The organism is Bacteroides sp. LFL-34 (assembly GCF_027257075.1).
GTDB lineage: Bacteria > Bacteroidota > Bacteroidia > Bacteroidales > Bacteroidaceae > Bacteroides > Bacteroides ovatus.
The window spans coordinates 168,269-184,794 of record NZ_JAPQKZ010000007.1 but is presented as its reverse complement, the minus strand read 5'-3'; the positions used below and the strand labels follow the sequence as shown (position 1 = coordinate 184,794).

Annotated in this window: 15 protein-coding genes, 2 tRNA genes and 2 rRNA genes; 15 read left to right on the top strand and 4 right to left on the bottom strand. The window is 40.7% G+C overall.

Features of this window, described 5'->3' with window-relative positions:
- The 13 genes from N5O98_RS06360 to N5O98_RS06300 form a co-directional block, all read left to right on the top strand.
- Window positions 1–204 (top strand): 23S ribosomal RNA (locus tag N5O98_RS06360); the annotation flags it as partial.
- A gap of 77 nt (window positions 205–281) precedes the next feature.
- A 5S ribosomal RNA gene (rrf, locus tag N5O98_RS06355) occupies window positions 282–392 on the top strand.
- A 248-nt stretch (window positions 393–640) separates the two neighbouring features.
- The gene (locus N5O98_RS06350) at window positions 641–1,078 is read left to right on the top strand and encodes a hypothetical protein (protein ID WP_004327118.1); all 438 of its coding nucleotides are present in this window, start codon (window positions 641–643) and stop codon (window positions 1,076–1,078) included.
- A gap of 154 nt (window positions 1,079–1,232) precedes the next feature.
- Window positions 1,233–2,030: a MotA/TolQ/ExbB proton channel family protein gene (locus N5O98_RS06345; protein ID WP_004311923.1), complete on the top strand. Its 798-nt coding sequence runs from the start codon at window positions 1,233–1,235 to the stop codon at window positions 2,028–2,030.
- A 33-nt stretch (window positions 2,031–2,063) separates the two neighbouring features.
- Window positions 2,064–2,669, top strand: a complete 606-nt coding sequence (locus tag N5O98_RS06340) for an ExbD/TolR family protein (RefSeq protein WP_004311924.1) — start codon at window positions 2,064–2,066, stop codon at window positions 2,667–2,669.
- Between the two features lie 15 nt (window positions 2,670–2,684).
- Entirely contained in the window at window positions 2,685–3,338 is a 654-nt protein-coding gene (locus N5O98_RS06335) for an ExbD/TolR family protein (protein WP_004296286.1), read from the top strand.
- Between the two features lie 26 nt (window positions 3,339–3,364).
- On the top strand, window positions 3,365–4,180 hold the full coding sequence (locus N5O98_RS06330) for an energy transducer TonB (protein WP_004311925.1): 816 nt from the start codon (window positions 3,365–3,367) through the stop codon (window positions 4,178–4,180).
- 3 nt (window positions 4,181–4,183) lie between these two features.
- Window positions 4,184–5,128 carry a PstS family phosphate ABC transporter substrate-binding protein gene (locus tag N5O98_RS06325; protein WP_004296284.1) on the top strand — a complete coding sequence of 315 codons (945 nt, stop codon included), beginning with the start codon at window positions 4,184–4,186 and terminating at the stop codon, window positions 5,126–5,128.
- Window positions 5,129–5,149: 21 nt separating this feature from the next.
- Window positions 5,150–6,616 carry a tetratricopeptide repeat protein gene (locus tag N5O98_RS06320; protein ID WP_004296283.1) on the top strand — a complete coding sequence of 489 codons (1,467 nt, stop codon included), beginning with the start codon at window positions 5,150–5,152 and terminating at the stop codon, window positions 6,614–6,616.
- Window positions 6,617–6,788: 172 nt separating this feature from the next.
- On the top strand, window positions 6,789–7,634 hold the full coding sequence (locus N5O98_RS06315) for an ABC transporter ATP-binding protein (protein WP_022199472.1): 846 nt from the start codon (window positions 6,789–6,791) through the stop codon (window positions 7,632–7,634).
- 6 nt (window positions 7,635–7,640) lie between these two features.
- On the top strand, window positions 7,641–8,468 hold the full coding sequence (locus N5O98_RS06310) for a hypothetical protein (RefSeq protein ID WP_004311928.1): 828 nt from the start codon (window positions 7,641–7,643) through the stop codon (window positions 8,466–8,468).
- Window positions 8,469–8,479: 11 nt separating this feature from the next.
- Window positions 8,480–8,848, top strand: coding sequence for a GntR family transcriptional regulator (locus N5O98_RS06305; protein ID WP_004311929.1), 369 nt, complete (start codon window positions 8,480–8,482; stop codon window positions 8,846–8,848).
- Between the two features lie 16 nt (window positions 8,849–8,864).
- Window positions 8,865–9,668, top strand: a complete 804-nt coding sequence (locus N5O98_RS06300; protein ID WP_032856236.1) for a hypothetical protein — start codon at window positions 8,865–8,867, stop codon at window positions 9,666–9,668.
- Window positions 9,669–9,839: 171 nt separating this feature from the next.
- Here N5O98_RS06300 and N5O98_RS06295 read toward each other — a convergent pair whose 3' ends face one another.
- The 3 genes from N5O98_RS06295 to N5O98_RS06285 all read right to left on the bottom strand — a co-directional run bounded on the left by N5O98_RS06295 (window position 9,840) and on the right by N5O98_RS06285 (window position 11,743).
- Window positions 9,840–11,477, bottom strand: coding sequence for an alpha-galactosidase D (locus N5O98_RS06295; protein WP_004311930.1), 1,638 nt, complete (start codon window positions 11,475–11,477; stop codon window positions 9,840–9,842).
- Window positions 11,478–11,584: 107 nt separating this feature from the next.
- Window positions 11,585–11,657 (bottom strand) — tRNA-Pro (locus N5O98_RS06290).
- 13 nt (window positions 11,658–11,670) lie between these two features.
- A tRNA-Phe gene (locus tag N5O98_RS06285) sits at window positions 11,671–11,743 on the bottom strand.
- Window positions 11,744–11,942: 199 nt separating this feature from the next.
- Between N5O98_RS06285 and N5O98_RS06280 the strand changes: the two genes are divergently transcribed.
- Window positions 11,943–13,211 (top strand): sensor histidine kinase, encoded by a 1,269-nt coding sequence (locus tag N5O98_RS06280; protein ID WP_004311931.1) that lies wholly within the window; start codon window positions 11,943–11,945, stop codon window positions 13,209–13,211.
- Between the two features lie 230 nt (window positions 13,212–13,441).
- On the opposite strand, the gene gadC is transcribed toward N5O98_RS06280, so the two are convergent.
- Entirely contained in the window at window positions 13,442–15,169 is a 1,728-nt protein-coding gene (gene gadC, locus N5O98_RS06275; protein ID WP_004296275.1) for a putative glutamine/gamma-aminobutyrate antiporter GadC, read from the bottom strand.
- A 216-nt stretch (window positions 15,170–15,385) separates the two neighbouring features.
- Here gadC and N5O98_RS06270 point away from each other — a divergent pair, with 216 nt between their 5' ends.
- Complete coding sequence (locus tag N5O98_RS06270) at window positions 15,386–16,168, top strand: potassium channel family protein (RefSeq protein WP_004311932.1); 783 nt, start codon at window positions 15,386–15,388, stop codon at window positions 16,166–16,168.
- The last annotated feature ends 358 nt before the right edge of the window (window positions 16,169–16,526 follow it).

The window sequence follows — 16,526 nt, the reverse complement described above, 5'->3', positions numbered from 1 at the left end:
ACCGCTGGTTTACCAGTTGTGCCGCCAGGTGCATCGCTGGGTATCTAAGTCGGGATTGGATAAGTGCTGAAAGCATCTAAGTACGAAGCCAGCCACAAGATTAGATTTCTTAGGGTCGTCAAAGACGATGACGTTGATAGGATGCAGGTGTAAAGGTGGTAACATCAAAGCCGAGCATTACTAATTGCCCGTTCACTTTCTTTCGGACATGTACCGGTTGGGTATATACGTTTAGCTTGCTAGACACTGAAATTTTACTTTTCATCATGTCATAACCTTCTTCAGGTGGTTATAGCACGAGGGTTCCACCTCTTCCCATTCCGAACAGAGAAGTTAAGCCTCGTCACGCCGATGGTACTGCGTAACAGTGGGAGAGTAGGTAGCCGCCGTTTTTAAGAAAAGTCCCCTTCAGTAGAAATATTGGAGGGGATTTTTAATTTCTTAAAACTCTGGATATTCAGAGGAAATGTTTTTTTAACATATTAAGTCGCAAACTCATCGAACAAAACATATTGTAGCTTGTTTTTATAAAAGAGTTAAACTTAAATGTTTAAATGATGTGAACGACGATAAACATATACAATTAATTGCTACATTTGTGGCCGAATCTATTGTAATTGATTAAACAACTAAAAATACAATGAAACTTTCCCCGAAATTCATATTAGCTTTTCTTCTGCTGATGCTATCTTTTAGCGTAAGCGGAAATGCTATGAATTTCTCTACTTGTATTTTTAGTGACTCACCTTGTCAATTATCAGAATTATCTTCTGACAGCAATCAACGCTCTTCTGTGGATGGGCAGTCTGTTAGCTATGATAGCGTCCGTTCTTTGTCTGTTTCTGACGTAGAATTAGGACTTAAACTCGTAACAGAATCAAACTCTAATAATTATCGTCTGCGGAGAATCATTGAAATCAATGACTCCTTGAAAGACGTTATGCAAAAGTTTCTCGTGTTAAGAGAAAACTCTTTAGTATTGGATCAAAGTAAATCATTTTATTCCGATAAGGATCCACATTACTCCATTACGTGTAGCGACTACTACGTGTTCGCTTTAAGACGCATCCTTATTTAGTCTTTTCTCCATTTTTATTCGTTTTTTTTCGTACTCTGTATGAAACCGTGTGACTTTACCTATTAAAAGTTGCAGGGTCTGTAGCGCAGTGTGTCTAATTGAAAAATTTACTTCCTAAATAACTAAAATTAATTTCTTAACAAAAAAACTTATTATGGAAACTACTAAAAAAACTCAAGTTGTAGGTATAAAGAATGCCGGTATCGTAATCATCTGCTGTTTAGTAATAGCTGTATGTATCTTTCAATTCTTATTAGGTAACCCGTCCAACTTTATGAACAATGACCCTAACAATCACCCGTTGAACATGTTGGGTACTATTTACAAAGGTGGTATCATCGTACCTATTATCCAGACATTGTTGTTAACCGTACTTGCTTTGAGCATCGAGCGTTATTTTGCTCTTCGTTCTGCTTTCGGTAAAGGTTCATTGTCTAAGTTTGTAGCTAACATCAAAGACGCTTTAGCTGCAGGTGACATGAAGAAAGCACAGGAAATCTGTGACAAACAACGTGGTTCTGTTGCTAACGTAGTAACTTCTACTTTGCGTAAGTATGAAGAAATGGAAAAGAACACAGCTCTTCCTAAAGAACAGAAGCTGTTGGCTATCCAGAAAGAACTTGAAGAAGCTACTGCTTTGGAAATGCCTATGATGCAACAAAATCTTCCGATCATCGCTACTATCACTACTTTGGGTACATTGATGGGATTGCTTGGTACTGTAATCGGTATGATCCGTTCATTTGCTGCTTTGTCTGCTGGTGGTGGTGCTGACTCTATGGCTTTGTCACAAGGTATCTCTGAAGCTTTGATTAATACTGCTTTCGGTATCTTGACTGGTGCATTGGCTGTTATTTCTTACAACTATTACACTAACAAAATCGATAAATTGACTTACGGACTCGACGAAGTCGGATTCTCTATCGTGCAAACTTTTGCTGCTACTCACTAATTCTGCGAACCCTTATAAAATCTATTATTAATCATGGGTAGAGCGCAAATTAAAAAGAAAAGTACGTTCATAGATATGACAGCTATGAGTGACGTTACTGTATTGCTTCTGACTTTCTTTATGTTGACTTCAACATTTGTGAAGAAAGAACCAGTACAAGTTACCACTCCGGCTTCCGTATCGGAAATCAAGATTCCGGAGACGAATGTACTCCAGATTCTGGTTGATCCGGAAGGAAAAATATTTATGAGCCTCGACAAGCAGCAGGATATGCAGGCTGTATTGGAGAGCATGGGTGAAGAGTATGGCATTAAGTTTACTCCGGAACAGGAGAAGAGATTTATCTTGTCTTCTACTTTTGGAGTACCTATCAGAAGTATGCAGAAATATCTTGATCTCCCGGAAGATCAACGGGATAAGATCTTAAAGAATGAAGGTATTCCATGCGATAGTGTTGACAATCAGTTTAAATCGTGGGTACGTAATGCACGTGCCGCTAACGCTGATCTACGTATTGCTATCAAGGCAGACGCTACAACTCCATACTCAGTGATAAAGAACGTTATGAACTCACTTCAGGATTTGCGGGAAAATCGGTACAATCTGATTACTTCTCTCAAGGCAGAATCTGAAAATTAAAAAGGAGGAAATACAATGAGTGCTGAAGTACAAGAGAGCGGCGGAAAAAGAGGAAAGAGCAAGCAAAAGAAAATGACTGTCCGGGTGGACTTTACACCGATGGTGGACATGAACATGTTGCTGATTACTTTCTTTATGCTTTGTACCACACTGAGCAAACCTCAGACGATGGAGATAAGCATGCCGAGTAATGACAAAGATATAACTGAAAACCAAAAGAGTATGGTGAAGGCTTCACAAGCAATCACATTATTGCTGGGAGCTGATAACAAACTCTATTATTACGAGGGAGAACCTAACTATAAGGATTATACCTCGTTGAAAGAAACTAGCTACGGTGCAGATGGACTGCGTGCCGTACTTCTTCAGAAGAATGCTGTTGCTGTCAATAAAGTAAGAGAATTGAAGCAGCAAAAACTTGATCTTAAGATCACGGATGACGAATTTAAGAAGCAGGTTTCTGAGATAAAGAGCGGAAAGGATACACCGACCGTGATTATCAAAGCTACCGATGATGCTTCTTATATGAATCTGATTGACGCGCTGGACGAAATGCAGATATGTAATATTGGTAAATATGTGATAACAGATATTGCTGAAGCTGATGAATTCTTGATTAAGAATTATGATGCGAAAGGTGAATTGTCACAAAACTTGGCCGATAATTGATGTAACACCTAAAAAAGAAAAGTAAAATGGCAAAATTAGATTTAGCTTCTTCGGAATGGTGTCAACTGATTTTTGAAGGCAAAAACCAAGCATACGGCGCATATAGAATGCGTGCCAATTCAACAAAACGACATAATGTCGCTATGTTGATTGTAGTGGTCATAGCAGCGGTTGGATTTAGTATCCCTACACTGCTTAAGTTGGCAACTCCGGAGCAGAAAGAAGTGATGACAGAAGTAACTACTCTGTCAAAATTGGAAGAACCTGAAATCAAACAGGAAGAGATGAAACGCGTAGAACCGGTTGCACCTCCTCCCCCTGCATTGAAGAGTTCTATCAAGTTTACAGCTCCTGTCATCAAGAAAGATGAAGAAGTGCATGAAGACAATGAAATCAAGAGCCAGGAAGATTTGAATGCTACCAAAGTATCCATCTCTATTGCCGACGTAAAAGGTAATGACGAGGCTAATGGTAAAGATATCGCAGACCTTAAGCAGGTGGTAACACAGGCTGCACCGGAACCGGAAAAGGTTTTCGATATGGTAGAACAAATGCCGACTTTCCCTGGTGGACAGACTGAATTGATGGCTTACCTGGGTAAGAATATCAAATATCCGACTATTGCACAGGAGAATGGAACACAAGGTCGCGTTATCATACAGTTCGTTGTTGAACGTGATGGTTCTATTTCTGACGTACATGTGGCTCGTGGTGTAGACCCTTATCTGGATAAGGAAGCTGTTCGTGTGGTAAAAAGCATGCCGAAATGGCTCCCTGGTAAGCAGAATGGAAAAGCGGTACGTGTGAAGTTCACCGTTCCGGTAATGTTTAGATTACAATAAAAGATGATGAAGAGACAATTTAGGCTGATAGGACTCGTAGCGTTGGTGGTCTTGAGTGCTTGTAACTCAAAATCAAAAGGACCGACGGATACTTATTCTTCCGGTGTGGTATCTATCGCAGCGGATGAGAGTTTCGAACCTATCATACAAGAAGAGATAGAGGTGTTTGAGAGCCTGTACCCTTTGGCCGGGATTGTCCCTCGCTACACAACTGAAGTGGAAGCGATAAATTTACTTCTGAAAGACAGTGTCCGGTTGGCTATTGCAACCCGGACACTGACTAAGGAAGAAATGAATTCATTCCACAGCCGTAAGTTTTTTCCTCGCGAGATAAAATTGGCTACGGACGGTCTGGCATTGATTGTGAATCGTGCTAATCCGGATTCTTTGTTGAGTGTACGTGATTTCCGCCGCATCCTTACCGGTGAGGTGAAAAACTGGAAAGAGGTTAATCCGAATTCCCGTTTGAAAGGGATTCAGGTGGTGTTCGATAATAAGAACTCCAGTACCGTACGTTTTGCAATGGACTCAATCTGTGGTGGAAAAGAGTTGGCTGAAGGTAACGTCAGTGCCTTGAAAACCAACCAGCAGGTGATAGATTATGTAGCGAATAATCCCGACGCTATGGGAGTTGTTGGAGTAAACTGGTTGGGGAACCGCAGTGATACAACCAATCTTTCTTTTCGCGAAGAGATCAGAGTGATGTCAGTGAGTGCAGAGGATGTGGCAACTCCTGCTAACAGTTATAAACCTTATCAGGCTTACCTGTTCTATGGTAACTATCCGTTGGCACGATCTATTTATGCATTGCTGAATGATCCTCGCAGTGGGCTGCCTTGGGGATTTGCTTCTTTTATGACATCCGATAAAGGGCAGAGGATTATATTAAAATCCGGACTTGTTCCGGCTACTCAGCCGGTGCGTATTGTCCACGTGAAAGACGAATAATAACTAAAATTAGAGACTATAATGAAAAGAGTACAAATGTTTTTAGCTGGAGCGTTTATAGCAGTAGGGTCGCTCTATGCGCAATCATCTGACGCCGAATGGCAGGCTGGGGTTGCGAAATTGAAAGAAACTATTCAGACGAATCCGGCACAGGCTGCTGAAGAAGCTGAACATCTGATTAAAGGAAAAAATAAGAAAAATGTGGAATTGTTGGTGGCTATTGGAGACGCATATCTGAATGCTGACAAGATTCCCGAAGCGCAGGAGTATGCAGCTCTTGCCAGAAAAGCGAATGGCAAATCGGCTCTTGCTTCTGTATTGGAAGGAAATATTGCCGTAAAACAGAAAAATGCGGGTCTTGCTTCTCAAAAGTATGAGGAGGCAATTTATTTCGATCCGAAATGTACGGAAGCTTATCTGAAATATGCAGATATTTATAAATCAGCCAATGCAAGTCTTGCCATTGAGAAGCTGAACCAATTGAAGGACTTGGAACCGTCCAACACAGCTGTAGATAAAAAATTAGCCGAAATTTACTATTTAAAAAATGATTTTAATAAGGCAGTAGAAGCTTATGCGAATTTTGCAATGGGACCTACTGCTACGGAAGAAGATTTGGTGAAGTATGCTTTTGCTTTATTTTTGAACCATGATTTTGATAAATCACTCGAAGTAGCTAATATGGGATTGCAAAAGAATGCCCGTCATGCTGCGTTCAATCGTTTGGCAATGTATAATTATACTGACCTGAAACGTTTTGATGAAGCGTTGAAGGCTGCCGATGTCTTCTTCAAGGAATGTGATAAAGCCGATTATTCGTATTTGGATTATATGTATTATGGACATCTGTTGGAGAGTCTGAAAAAATATGATGATGCAGTAGTACAATATGAGAAAGCGGTAAAGATGGATCCGACGAAGACGGATTTATTTAAAAATATCTCTTCTGCTTACGAACAGAAGAACGATTATAAAAAAGCAATCAGTGCTTACCAGAAATATTATGCATCTCTTGATAAGGAAAAACAGACTCCGGACTTACAGTTCCAGTTTGGTAGACTTTATTACGGTGCTGGTACGCAACCTGATTCATTAGCAATCACTGTTGAAGAACGTAAGCAGGCGTTAATGTCCGCCGATTCTACTTTCCATGCAATTGCGGAAGCAGCGCCGGACAGCTATTTGGGTAACTTCTGGAGAGCACGTGCCAATTCTGCACTTGACCCTGAAACAACTCAAGGACTTGCGAAACCTTTCTATGAGGAAGTGGCCGCTTTATTGGAAAGCAAAAACGATCCTCATTACAATTCAGCTTTGGTTGAATGCTACAGTTATCTTGGATATTACTATTTGTTAGCTATCGAAAATCCGGCATTGAAAGCCGAAGCAAAGGCTAACAAAGATAAATCCATAGAATACTGGAGTAAAATTCTGGCTATAGACCCCGCTAATGCTACTGCTAAAAGGGCATTGGACGGCATCAAATAGTGAATAATTTTAGTTGTTTGTCGTGACAGGAGGAGTGGAGAGTGATCTTAGCTCCTCCTTTTTTTGCACTTTTTTCTCCTTTTCTATTGGAATATTCAAAAGATTGTCTACATTTGTGGTGTACTATTACACTAATACACTAAAAGATCATTATTCATTAAACAAAGATACTATGATTACAGTAGAAAATCTTTCATTTACTTATCGTAAATCGAAGCGTGCGGTACTACGTGATTTTTCGCTTTCGTTTGAATCCGGCAGGGTATATGGACTGTTGGGAAAGAATGGTGCGGGAAAATCTACTCTTCTCTATCTGATGTCCGGGTTATTGACTCCTGAAAACGGTAAAGTGATGTTTCATGATACAGATGTGCGCCGTAGGTTACCGGTTACTTTACAGGATATGTTTTTAGTTCCCGAAGAGTTTGAATTGCCTTCAGTCTCTCTGGTCAGCTATGTGGAGTTGAACGGTCCTTTTTATCCCCGTTTCAGCAAGGAAGAGATGATTAAATATCTCCATTATTTTGAGATGGATATAGATATTGATCTTGGATCACTTTCTATGGGACAGAAAAAGAAAGTATTTATGAGCTTTGCGCTTGCTACAAACACTTCTCTTTTGTTGATGGACGAGCCGACTAACGGACTGGACATTCCCGGCAAAAGTCAGTTCCGTAAGTTTATAGCATCGGGTATGTCGGATGATAAGACGATTGTGATTTCCACGCATCAGGTTCGTGACATCGACAAAGTGCTCGATCATGTGTTGATTATGGATGACAGTCGTGTGTTGCTCGATGAATCGACAAGTAATATTTGCGACAAACTTTTCTTTGTGGAGAGTGATGATCGGGAATTGGCCAAAAGTGCGCTTTTTGCAATTCCTACTATTCAGGGTAACTACCTGATCCTTCCTAATGAAAAGCAGGACGAGTCGGAACTAAACCTGGAACTTCTTTTTAATGCTACACTGGCTACTCCTGAAGAGATAGCCCGATTGTTTCACACTCAAAAATAAAAGACGATGATAAAAGATACTTTTTTCAGTTTGCCTCGTTTTATGAATCTTTGCCGTAAGGAGATGGTGGAGAATTGGAAATCGAATGTGCTTCGTATGGTGTTGATGTATGGAGTGATGGCAGTGGTAATGGTTTGGAATGGATATTTTGAGTATAGAGGTACTTCCAATCATGTCTATGCCGAAGATCCGGCGTGGGTATTTCTTTTGGTTGTTTTTATATGGGGATTATGGGGCTTCGGCTGTTTGAGTGCTTCGTTTACAATGGAAAGGATGAAAACGAAAACGAGCCGCACTTCCATGCTGATGGTTCCGGCAACTCCTTTCGAGAAATTCTTCTCCCGATGGTTTGTGTTCACAGTGGTGTATCTGGTTGTTTTCCTGATTTCTTATAAGTTGGCGGACTATACACGGTTGATTATCTATTCTTTGGCCTATCCGGAAAAAGACTTCATTGCCCCTGTTGCTTTGTCGCATGTGTTTGGAGATGAGAAATATTATACTTTGTGCAACAGCGGGTTGGAATTTGGAGCACTGATGTCAGGCTATTTTTTTGTTCAATCTTTATTTGTACTGGGTAGCTCTATTTGGCCAAAGAACTCTTTCCTGAAAACATTTGCGGCGGGAACCATTATTGGTATAATATATTTCTTGGTCGGTGCTTTGGTAAGCAAAATGCTGTTGGAAAACGGCCGATATTATTCGGGAGGTATTTTCGAGTCAAAAGATACTGTTCTATGGATCATAATTGTTGCCGGCATTCTTTTTACGTTGCTGAATTGGACACTGGCCTATTTCCGTTTTAAGGAGTCTGAAATTATTAATCGAATGTAATACCTTAACCTATGAATTTTAAAGAAAGTAAAGCTATTTATTTACAGATTGCAGATAGAATCTGTGATGAGATATTGCTGGGACAATATCCGGAAGAGGAGCGAATCCCTTCTGTCAGAGAGTATGCTGCTATTGTGGAGGTGAATGCTAATACGGTGATGCGTTCCTTTGATTATCTTCAGGTGCAGAATATTATTTATAATAAACGTGGCATTGGGTATTTTGTAGCTTTGGGAGCGAAAGAACTGATTCATTCTCTCCGTAAGGATACCTTTCTAAAGGAAGAACTTGACTATTTCTTTCGTCAGTTGTATACGCTTGATATACCGATAAAAGAGATAGAGACAATGTATCATGAGTTTATAAAAAAGCAAAAATAGAATAAAGACGAATATTATGAAACGTACTACTTATATATTTATAGGCCTCCTCGTTTCGGGATTGATGGTAATTGTAGCAACAATTATTTTCATATCTATGTCGGGGAAGCCGTATCGGGAAGATGTAAATTTTGGAGGCGATGAACAAGTGACAATGGATTTGAATGGTGTACATGTTGTAAAGGTGTTTGTCAGTCAGGACGGAGTGCCAGAAGAGAGACATGTGTTTGTAAATGGAGAAATGAAAATAGAATCCATTTTTACTTCGGTAGGGAAGGAACAAATTTCGTATCCTAAGGGGAAATACTTGAATGTTATACAAAAGAATGATACTTTGTTCATGAAGCTAGACTTTAGCTCAAAGAATATTTCTGATAAGTACCATAACAGAGGCTTTATTTATTCGACAGGTTTTGACGTGAAATTAGCTGTGGACTCGCTGGCTGGTATAATTACCGATACAGACGGTTTGAAACTGAATTTGAAGGGGATTGATACGGATTCATTATTTGTCCGTGGTCGCTATAACATACTACTCGATTCTTGCCAAATTCATTCGCTTGATATTCAAGGGAATAGACTGGAGTTTCGTGCAAGAAATAGTATAATTGAAAATTTCTATTTGAATTTGGACGGTGTGTGGAAATGGACATTTGAGAATACGGAAGTAGGAACGGAATATTTAAGTGGCAGTGACCGTCATTCTAATAATCTGCAAAAAGGAGAATGCAAGCGGGTGGTTTGGACACCTCTGACAGGAGATGCACGTTTGCAGGTAAATGTAAGAGAGAAAGCGGCAATTACGATAACACCGGAATAAAGCGAAATAGGTATAAAGATATGAAATATTGCACGATTTTACTAGACAGAATCTAAACTAAAAAGGAGCAATAATGGCTTTTAAAGTGCCTCCTAAAAGTGAGGTGAAAAACTTTTAGGGGGCATCTTTATTCCGTTTGCTCCTTTTAATATGGAGGGTTATATCGGCAAATTACAATGCTTTTGTCAGAGTGAAGCAGTCGATGTCCGGTGCCCAGTTATAACTATTACCCATGCGAATAGTGTTGTATCCGGCTTTTAATTCAACGGGAACTGTGATTTGGTTATGACCGTTATCCTTTCCCAAAGAGTCGATTTTGGTAATGATACCGTTTACGTCCAGTTCTATTTGTCGTCCTTTGCCATATAAATAATGGATGGTCATATCATAGCGTCCGCCATTTTCGCTATATACTTCCCGCCATTCGGCATAGTTTTCAGGTTGTCCGCCAAGGAAACCTACTTTCATTTTGCCGGAGGCTTCCTTATCATGGGCATAAATAATACCTTTAGGATTTTTGCCAAGGTCATTGAAAAGAGGTAGGTAAGCCCATTCCGCTTCGTAGAGGGTCGGTTCCAGACGTGTTTCGCCTTCTATGCGGAGGAACATGGCACTGTGTGCAGGAAGCGTTTGTTCGAAGGTACCGGAGAAGTTTCCTAAATCGCTATGTTTTACCAGATCACGTACTTTTACGTTTCCTCCAAATTCCAGTGAAGAGAACGGCACGGAAAAACTACAGATGGTATCGGAAGGATTGTAAAGAGCTACTGCACGTACATTCCCACGTTTCTGTTCAATATCTTTTACGAGTACATAACCTTCATTTTCATGTTGAGCTACATAAGCCTGTAAGCCCAGCGGATCTTGGTTGAGGGAGATCAGTTCTTTATTTGTCAGCAGTTCGAGCGAAGAATCCGGCATGTTTTCCAGATTGCATCCGATAAGCAAAGGAGAGCTCATGATACACCACAAACCGAAATGAGCTTCTTCTTCTGTCGGGGTAAGACCTTGTCCACCTACTTTACTGTCGTTGCGGAATCCGATGACCATCATATCCATGTCATTATAATGTCCGTTTCCGGCATAAGCCGACAGGTAGAGATTCTTTCCGACTACATATCTTAATGATCCCCAATGTGCATTAATATCTCCACTGATACGCCAGGAAGTTGCTGCATCTTTAGCCCAAGTGCCCGGGAAGGCCCATCGGCAAATATTGATGGAAACATCTTTGTTTACTTTGTCTATACTGTTCCGGATGGAAGTGTAGCGCTCCTTTTCATTAAGTCCCAGCGCATCTCCTCCGCAGTAATCAATTTTGATAAAGTCGAAACCCCAGTCGCCAAAGTATAATTGGGCGTCTTGCGGTTCGTGTCCATAGATACCAGCTCCTACGCCTGCTGCATCATTGTCCCACATGGAGCCACATGTACTGTTGCCCGCATCGGTATAGAGACCGGCTTTCATTCTCAGGCCGTGAACGTAATCCGCAATTGGTTTCATCCCATTCGGGAAACGTTGTTCGTGGGTATGCATAATTCCGTTGTCATCGCGCTTTCCGAAATAGCCGTCATCAACATTGACATAATGATATCCGGCATCTTTCAGACCTTTTTTCACCATCAGGTCGGCTTGATGCTTGATGATGTCTTCGCTGATGTCTACGCGAAATGCATTCCATGAACTCCATCCCATGATGGGAGGATTGACTGTCTTTTCATTCTCGGAAAGGGTAGTTTGAGTTTTTGTGCAGCTGATGCACATAAAAGAAGCTACTGCTACTGTAAAGAGATAAATCCTGTTTTTCATGATATAATAGGTTGTGTTTTATTACATATCCGTCCTGAATTTGTTCAAGTGACTGAATAGAAATAAAGGGCAACTTACTGTACTCCAGAAAGCTACCCTTTATTTTGTCGGAATGAGGCGACTCGAACGCCCGACCCCTACGTCCCGAACGTAGTGCGCTACCAACTGCGCTACATTCCGATTGCTTAAGAAGTGGTGCCACCAGGAATCGAACCGGGGACACAAGGATTTTCAGTCCTTTGCTCTACCAACTGAGCTATGGCACCTTTCTCGTTTGCGGGTGCAAAGATAAGTATATTTTTTAATACCGCAATAACTTAAAGGGAAATTTTTACCAATTTCTGACTCGTGGAAATATAAATGCATTTTTGTTAGAATAAATATGTAGATAAACAGCTATTTATGCGACATATTTTATAAATTTACGCACTGAAACGATCAAAACAATATAAACACTCTATTACTATGTCATCACTGGCGATTATTGTTATAATAGTTTTGTTAGCTGCCTTCATCTATATGTGGGCAAAGTGCCAGTCACTCCAGAAAGAGGTGCATTCGAAGGAAAACAAAGAGAATGAACTTAAAAAGTTGGCTCTGGTTTTGCAGAACATCAATGCTTACTTCTTATTGATTGACAAGGATTTTGTGGTTTGTGACACCAATTATTATTCTTTAAACCGTCTTCCGATTCAGGTAGGTGGAGTTACCAAAAGAGTCGGGGATTTGCTGCATTGTAGAAATGCGATTGCAGCCGGTGAATGTGGTCAGCATGAACAATGCAAACTATGTTGTATCCGTGCGTCTATCGGAAAAGCTTTTTACAAGAAAGCAAGTTTTAAAAATCTGGAAGCTTCCATGAAGTTATTAAGTGAGGATGAAACGAAAGTGACTCCTTGCGATGTATCGGTATCGGGTACTTATTTGAATATTCATGGTGAAGATTATATGGTGTTGACTGTTTATGATGTGACGGAGCTGAAAAATGCGCAAAGGCTGCTGTCTATTGAAAGAGAACATTCCATTTCTGCTGATAAATTGAAATCTGCCTTTATTGCTAATATGAGTCACGAGGTACGTACACCGCTAAATGCAATTGTCGGATTTTCCGGTTTGATGGTATCGGCTTCCAGTGAAGAGGAACGAAAAATGTATGCTGATGTTATTGCAGAGAATAATGAACGCTTGTTGCGCCTGGTGAATGATATTTTCGATCTTTCTCAAATAGAATCGGGAACAGTAGATTTTGTTTATACGGAGTTTGATGCCAATGATTTGCTAAGAGAGTTGGAGGGAATTTTTAAGACGAAATTGAATAACTCGTCGGTGGAATTGGTTTGTGAGGCACACATACAACCTATAATGATGTATTCGGAACGGGAACGTATCATTCAGGTATTGTCCAACCTGTTACATAATGCAATGAAATTCACCGAATCGGGTGAAATTCGTTTGGGTTGCAGCCTGAAAGGAACGGAAGAGGTTTGCTTTGTTGTGTCCGATACAGGCATTGGCATACCGAAAGAGGAACAGAAAAAAATATTCTCACGTTTCATAAAACTTGATCGTGAAATGCAGGGGACAGGACTTGGACTGACTCTTTCGCAAACGATCATCCAAAATCTGGGTGGAAATCTTGAACTTGATTCGGAAATTAACCGGGGATCTACTTTCAGCTTTGTGTTGCCACGGGTGATAAAACCGGGACTAATAAAGTCACAGGCAATAAAGTAATCTCCAATCGCTAGGTATTGTATCTATTAAATGATGATTGGCATACTTCTAAATAAGAGGGCCTGCAAAAATCTCTAAAATAAATTACCCTCACTACAACCGTGAAGTGCATCCCAAAGGTTTTATAACCGACTAAAGGGGAGCACTTCACTGTAGTGAGGGTAATTTTATAAGTTCAAAGCTGTTTGAATAGCCTCTTACTTTTTGTGAACAGGATGAACACTTAGTCTTTACGACTTAGGTGCATCCTTATCTTTGTCTCCGGTTCCCGGAGATGCTTTGCCGGAAGTAGAATTTCCGCCGGATGTAGCAGAACTGCTGCTTGATGGAGTAGCACCGGAAGCGGTGGCACCAGAGGATGCCGCATCAGGAGCTGCTGCATTAGAAACGGTTGCACCAGGCTTAGCTGTACTTGCCCCGGTTGCTCCTCCTGTATGTGCAGAAGTTGCGGTAGGACGGGCAGCATTAGCGTTACTTGCACTGACATTGACAGTGGCAGGTTGAGCCTGAACTTCCCAGTGGAACGGTTCGAAATTGGAGTTTGGATCTACCCAAGACGGTTTCTTGGAAGCATAGATAATAAACGGAGCAATAACAACGATAATGGCACCGATAATCAGTACGGAGAACCAAACAGTGTTGCTACCTGTAGAGATCTGGCTGGGCGGGATGAAGCTGAGGATAAAGGCAAGCAATGATCCGCAGAAACCAAGACCGCCAACAAACCACATCAAACCGTTACCTGACTTACCGATACGGAACGGACGGTTGAGTTTCTTCATCTTATAACGCAATGCGATAGCTCCGGAGAACATCAACAAGTACATAATCAGATAAAGAATAACTGTCAGCTGTGACAGAATCTGATAGAAGCTCTGTACGGACGGCATAACGACGAACAACAGACTTAATACAGTTACAGCGATACCTTGTACGAACAGGATATTCTTCTGTACACCCAGTTTGTTTGTTTTCTGGAAGAACGGAGGCATATACCCCGCTTTACCTACGGCAAATATACCTTTTGACGGACCGGCAACCCATGTTAATACACCTGCCAGTACACCAAATGCAAGAGCGACAGCAATGATTGGTGACAACCAGGAAGCATGAATATATCTGAAATAGTTGTCGAAGCCGACGAGTAGACTTTGAGTCAGGTTGATATCTTTTGCAGGGATAATCACACCTAATGCAAAAGTACCCAAAACGAAGATCAACACTGTGATAAGTGCACCGATGAATACGGCTTTCGGATAGTTTTTGGAAGGGTTCTCTACGTCTTTTACGTGGATACCACCCATTTCCATACCGGCATAAAACAAGAAGATACTGGCAGCAAGAACAACATTATCAAAGTTGGTAAAGTCGGGGAAGAAGCTGCTGTTGAAATCCATATTGGAATGTCCGCCGCTTGCCAGATAAATGATTCCCAAGATAATCAACAGGGCAGCCGGGATAATTGTACCGACCATACCACCGATTTTAGCAACCTTACCTACCCAGCTCATACCTTTCAGGGAAATGAAAGTAGCCAGCCAGTAGATGATAAGCACTACGACGAGCGTATAATACTTATTGTTTGCCAGTGACATGTCATGTACGTCATTCATCCCGATGAAAGCGATAGATACGGCACCAAACGTTAACACTGTCGGATACCAGATCGTACTTTCGATCCATTGTACCCAAATGGCGAGGAATCCCAGTTTTTTGCCGTAGGCTTCGCCTACCCACCGGAACACACCACCCTGCTTATCCTGAAACATCGCCGCCAACTCTGCTGCAACGAGCGATGTAGGGATTAGAAAGACAATAGCTGCAAAAAGATAATAGAAGGCCGAACTCATTCCATATACGGCCTCGGCTGGTAGTCCACGCAAGGATACTACTGCCGTAACATTCATGATAGCCAGGGTAAACACACCCAGCTTCACTGCATTTTTAATATTCGCCATAAGTTAAGGTTTTAAGTGAAAAATATTTTAAAGTCAGTGTTATAACAACATTTTGCGTGAGATGTTTCCGCAATCTCTTTCAAAGTTCGTTAATTAACATCCCCGAAATGGGAGATTGTAACCCCGGATTTACTTCTTCCGAAACAATCGCTTTCTCCAATTGTTTTTAAGCAATCTAAATTATAAATGAATCATTTTATTATAAATTAAGTAGTTATGAAATCAGCGCTTTCAGATTTTATTTCCGGGAAAAAGGGAATCTATGGTATTCTTCACATTATTATATTAGTAATGTCCCTATTCCTGGTTATTAGTATCTCGGTAGATACTTTTAAGGGAATTCCTTTCTATACACAGTCTTCGTATATGAAAGTACAGCTATGTATCTGTCTTTGGTTTCTTTTTGATTTTGTATTGGAGTTCTTTCTGGCAAAACATAAGGGACGTTATTTGCGGACGCATTTTATCTTTTTATTGGTGGCGATTCCTTATCAGAATATTATCGCCTATTATGGGTGGACATTTTCGGATGAGATCACCTATCTTCTCCGTTTCATACCTTTATTGAGAGGAGGATATGCGCTTGCCATTGTGGTCGGCTGGTTGACCTACAATCGTGCTTCGAGTTTGTTTGTCTCTTATCTGACGATGTTGTTGGCAACGGTCTATTTTTCCAGTCTGGCATTTTTTGTGCTTGAGCATCGGGTGAATCCCTTGGTGAATGGTTATGGAGATGCTTTGTGGTGGGCTTTTATGGATGTCACTACCGTCGGTTCGAATATCATAGCGCAGACGGTGACCGGACGTGTACTTTCCGTTTTGTTGGCTGCCCTGGGTATGATGATGTTCCCTATCTTTACAGTTTATATCACAAATCTGATTCAGCAATCTAACAAACGTAGAAAACAATATTACGAAGAGGAGGAACTAGAGAAAAAGGCTTCCGAGAAAAAAGAATTGGCAGAAAAAGCAGCCGTACAGAAAGCAAGCACATCATAATGTGCTTGCGGATAAGATGAAAAAACAGATGAAGTGATGATGACGGTAAAGTGTTGAAAACCAAAGATGAATTACTTTTCTTAATACTATAATTACTTTTCTTTATAAGCGGCGAAGGAAAAGGGGTGGAAAAGAGGTATTACTTTCTATCTTTGTTGAGAAGAGATAAGACACGACGCTGTTATAACCGTTATTGAATGAATCAAACTTTACCTTATCCGGGTTAATAACAGCTATCTCATTTTAATAACTAGAGTTGTTCAGGGGTAAGTTCAATTTGTAGCATTTGAAAAATGATGCCGTTTGTATTGAAACATTGGCGGGAAATCAAGAGGGTAAGGGGAATAGAAAAAGGTTA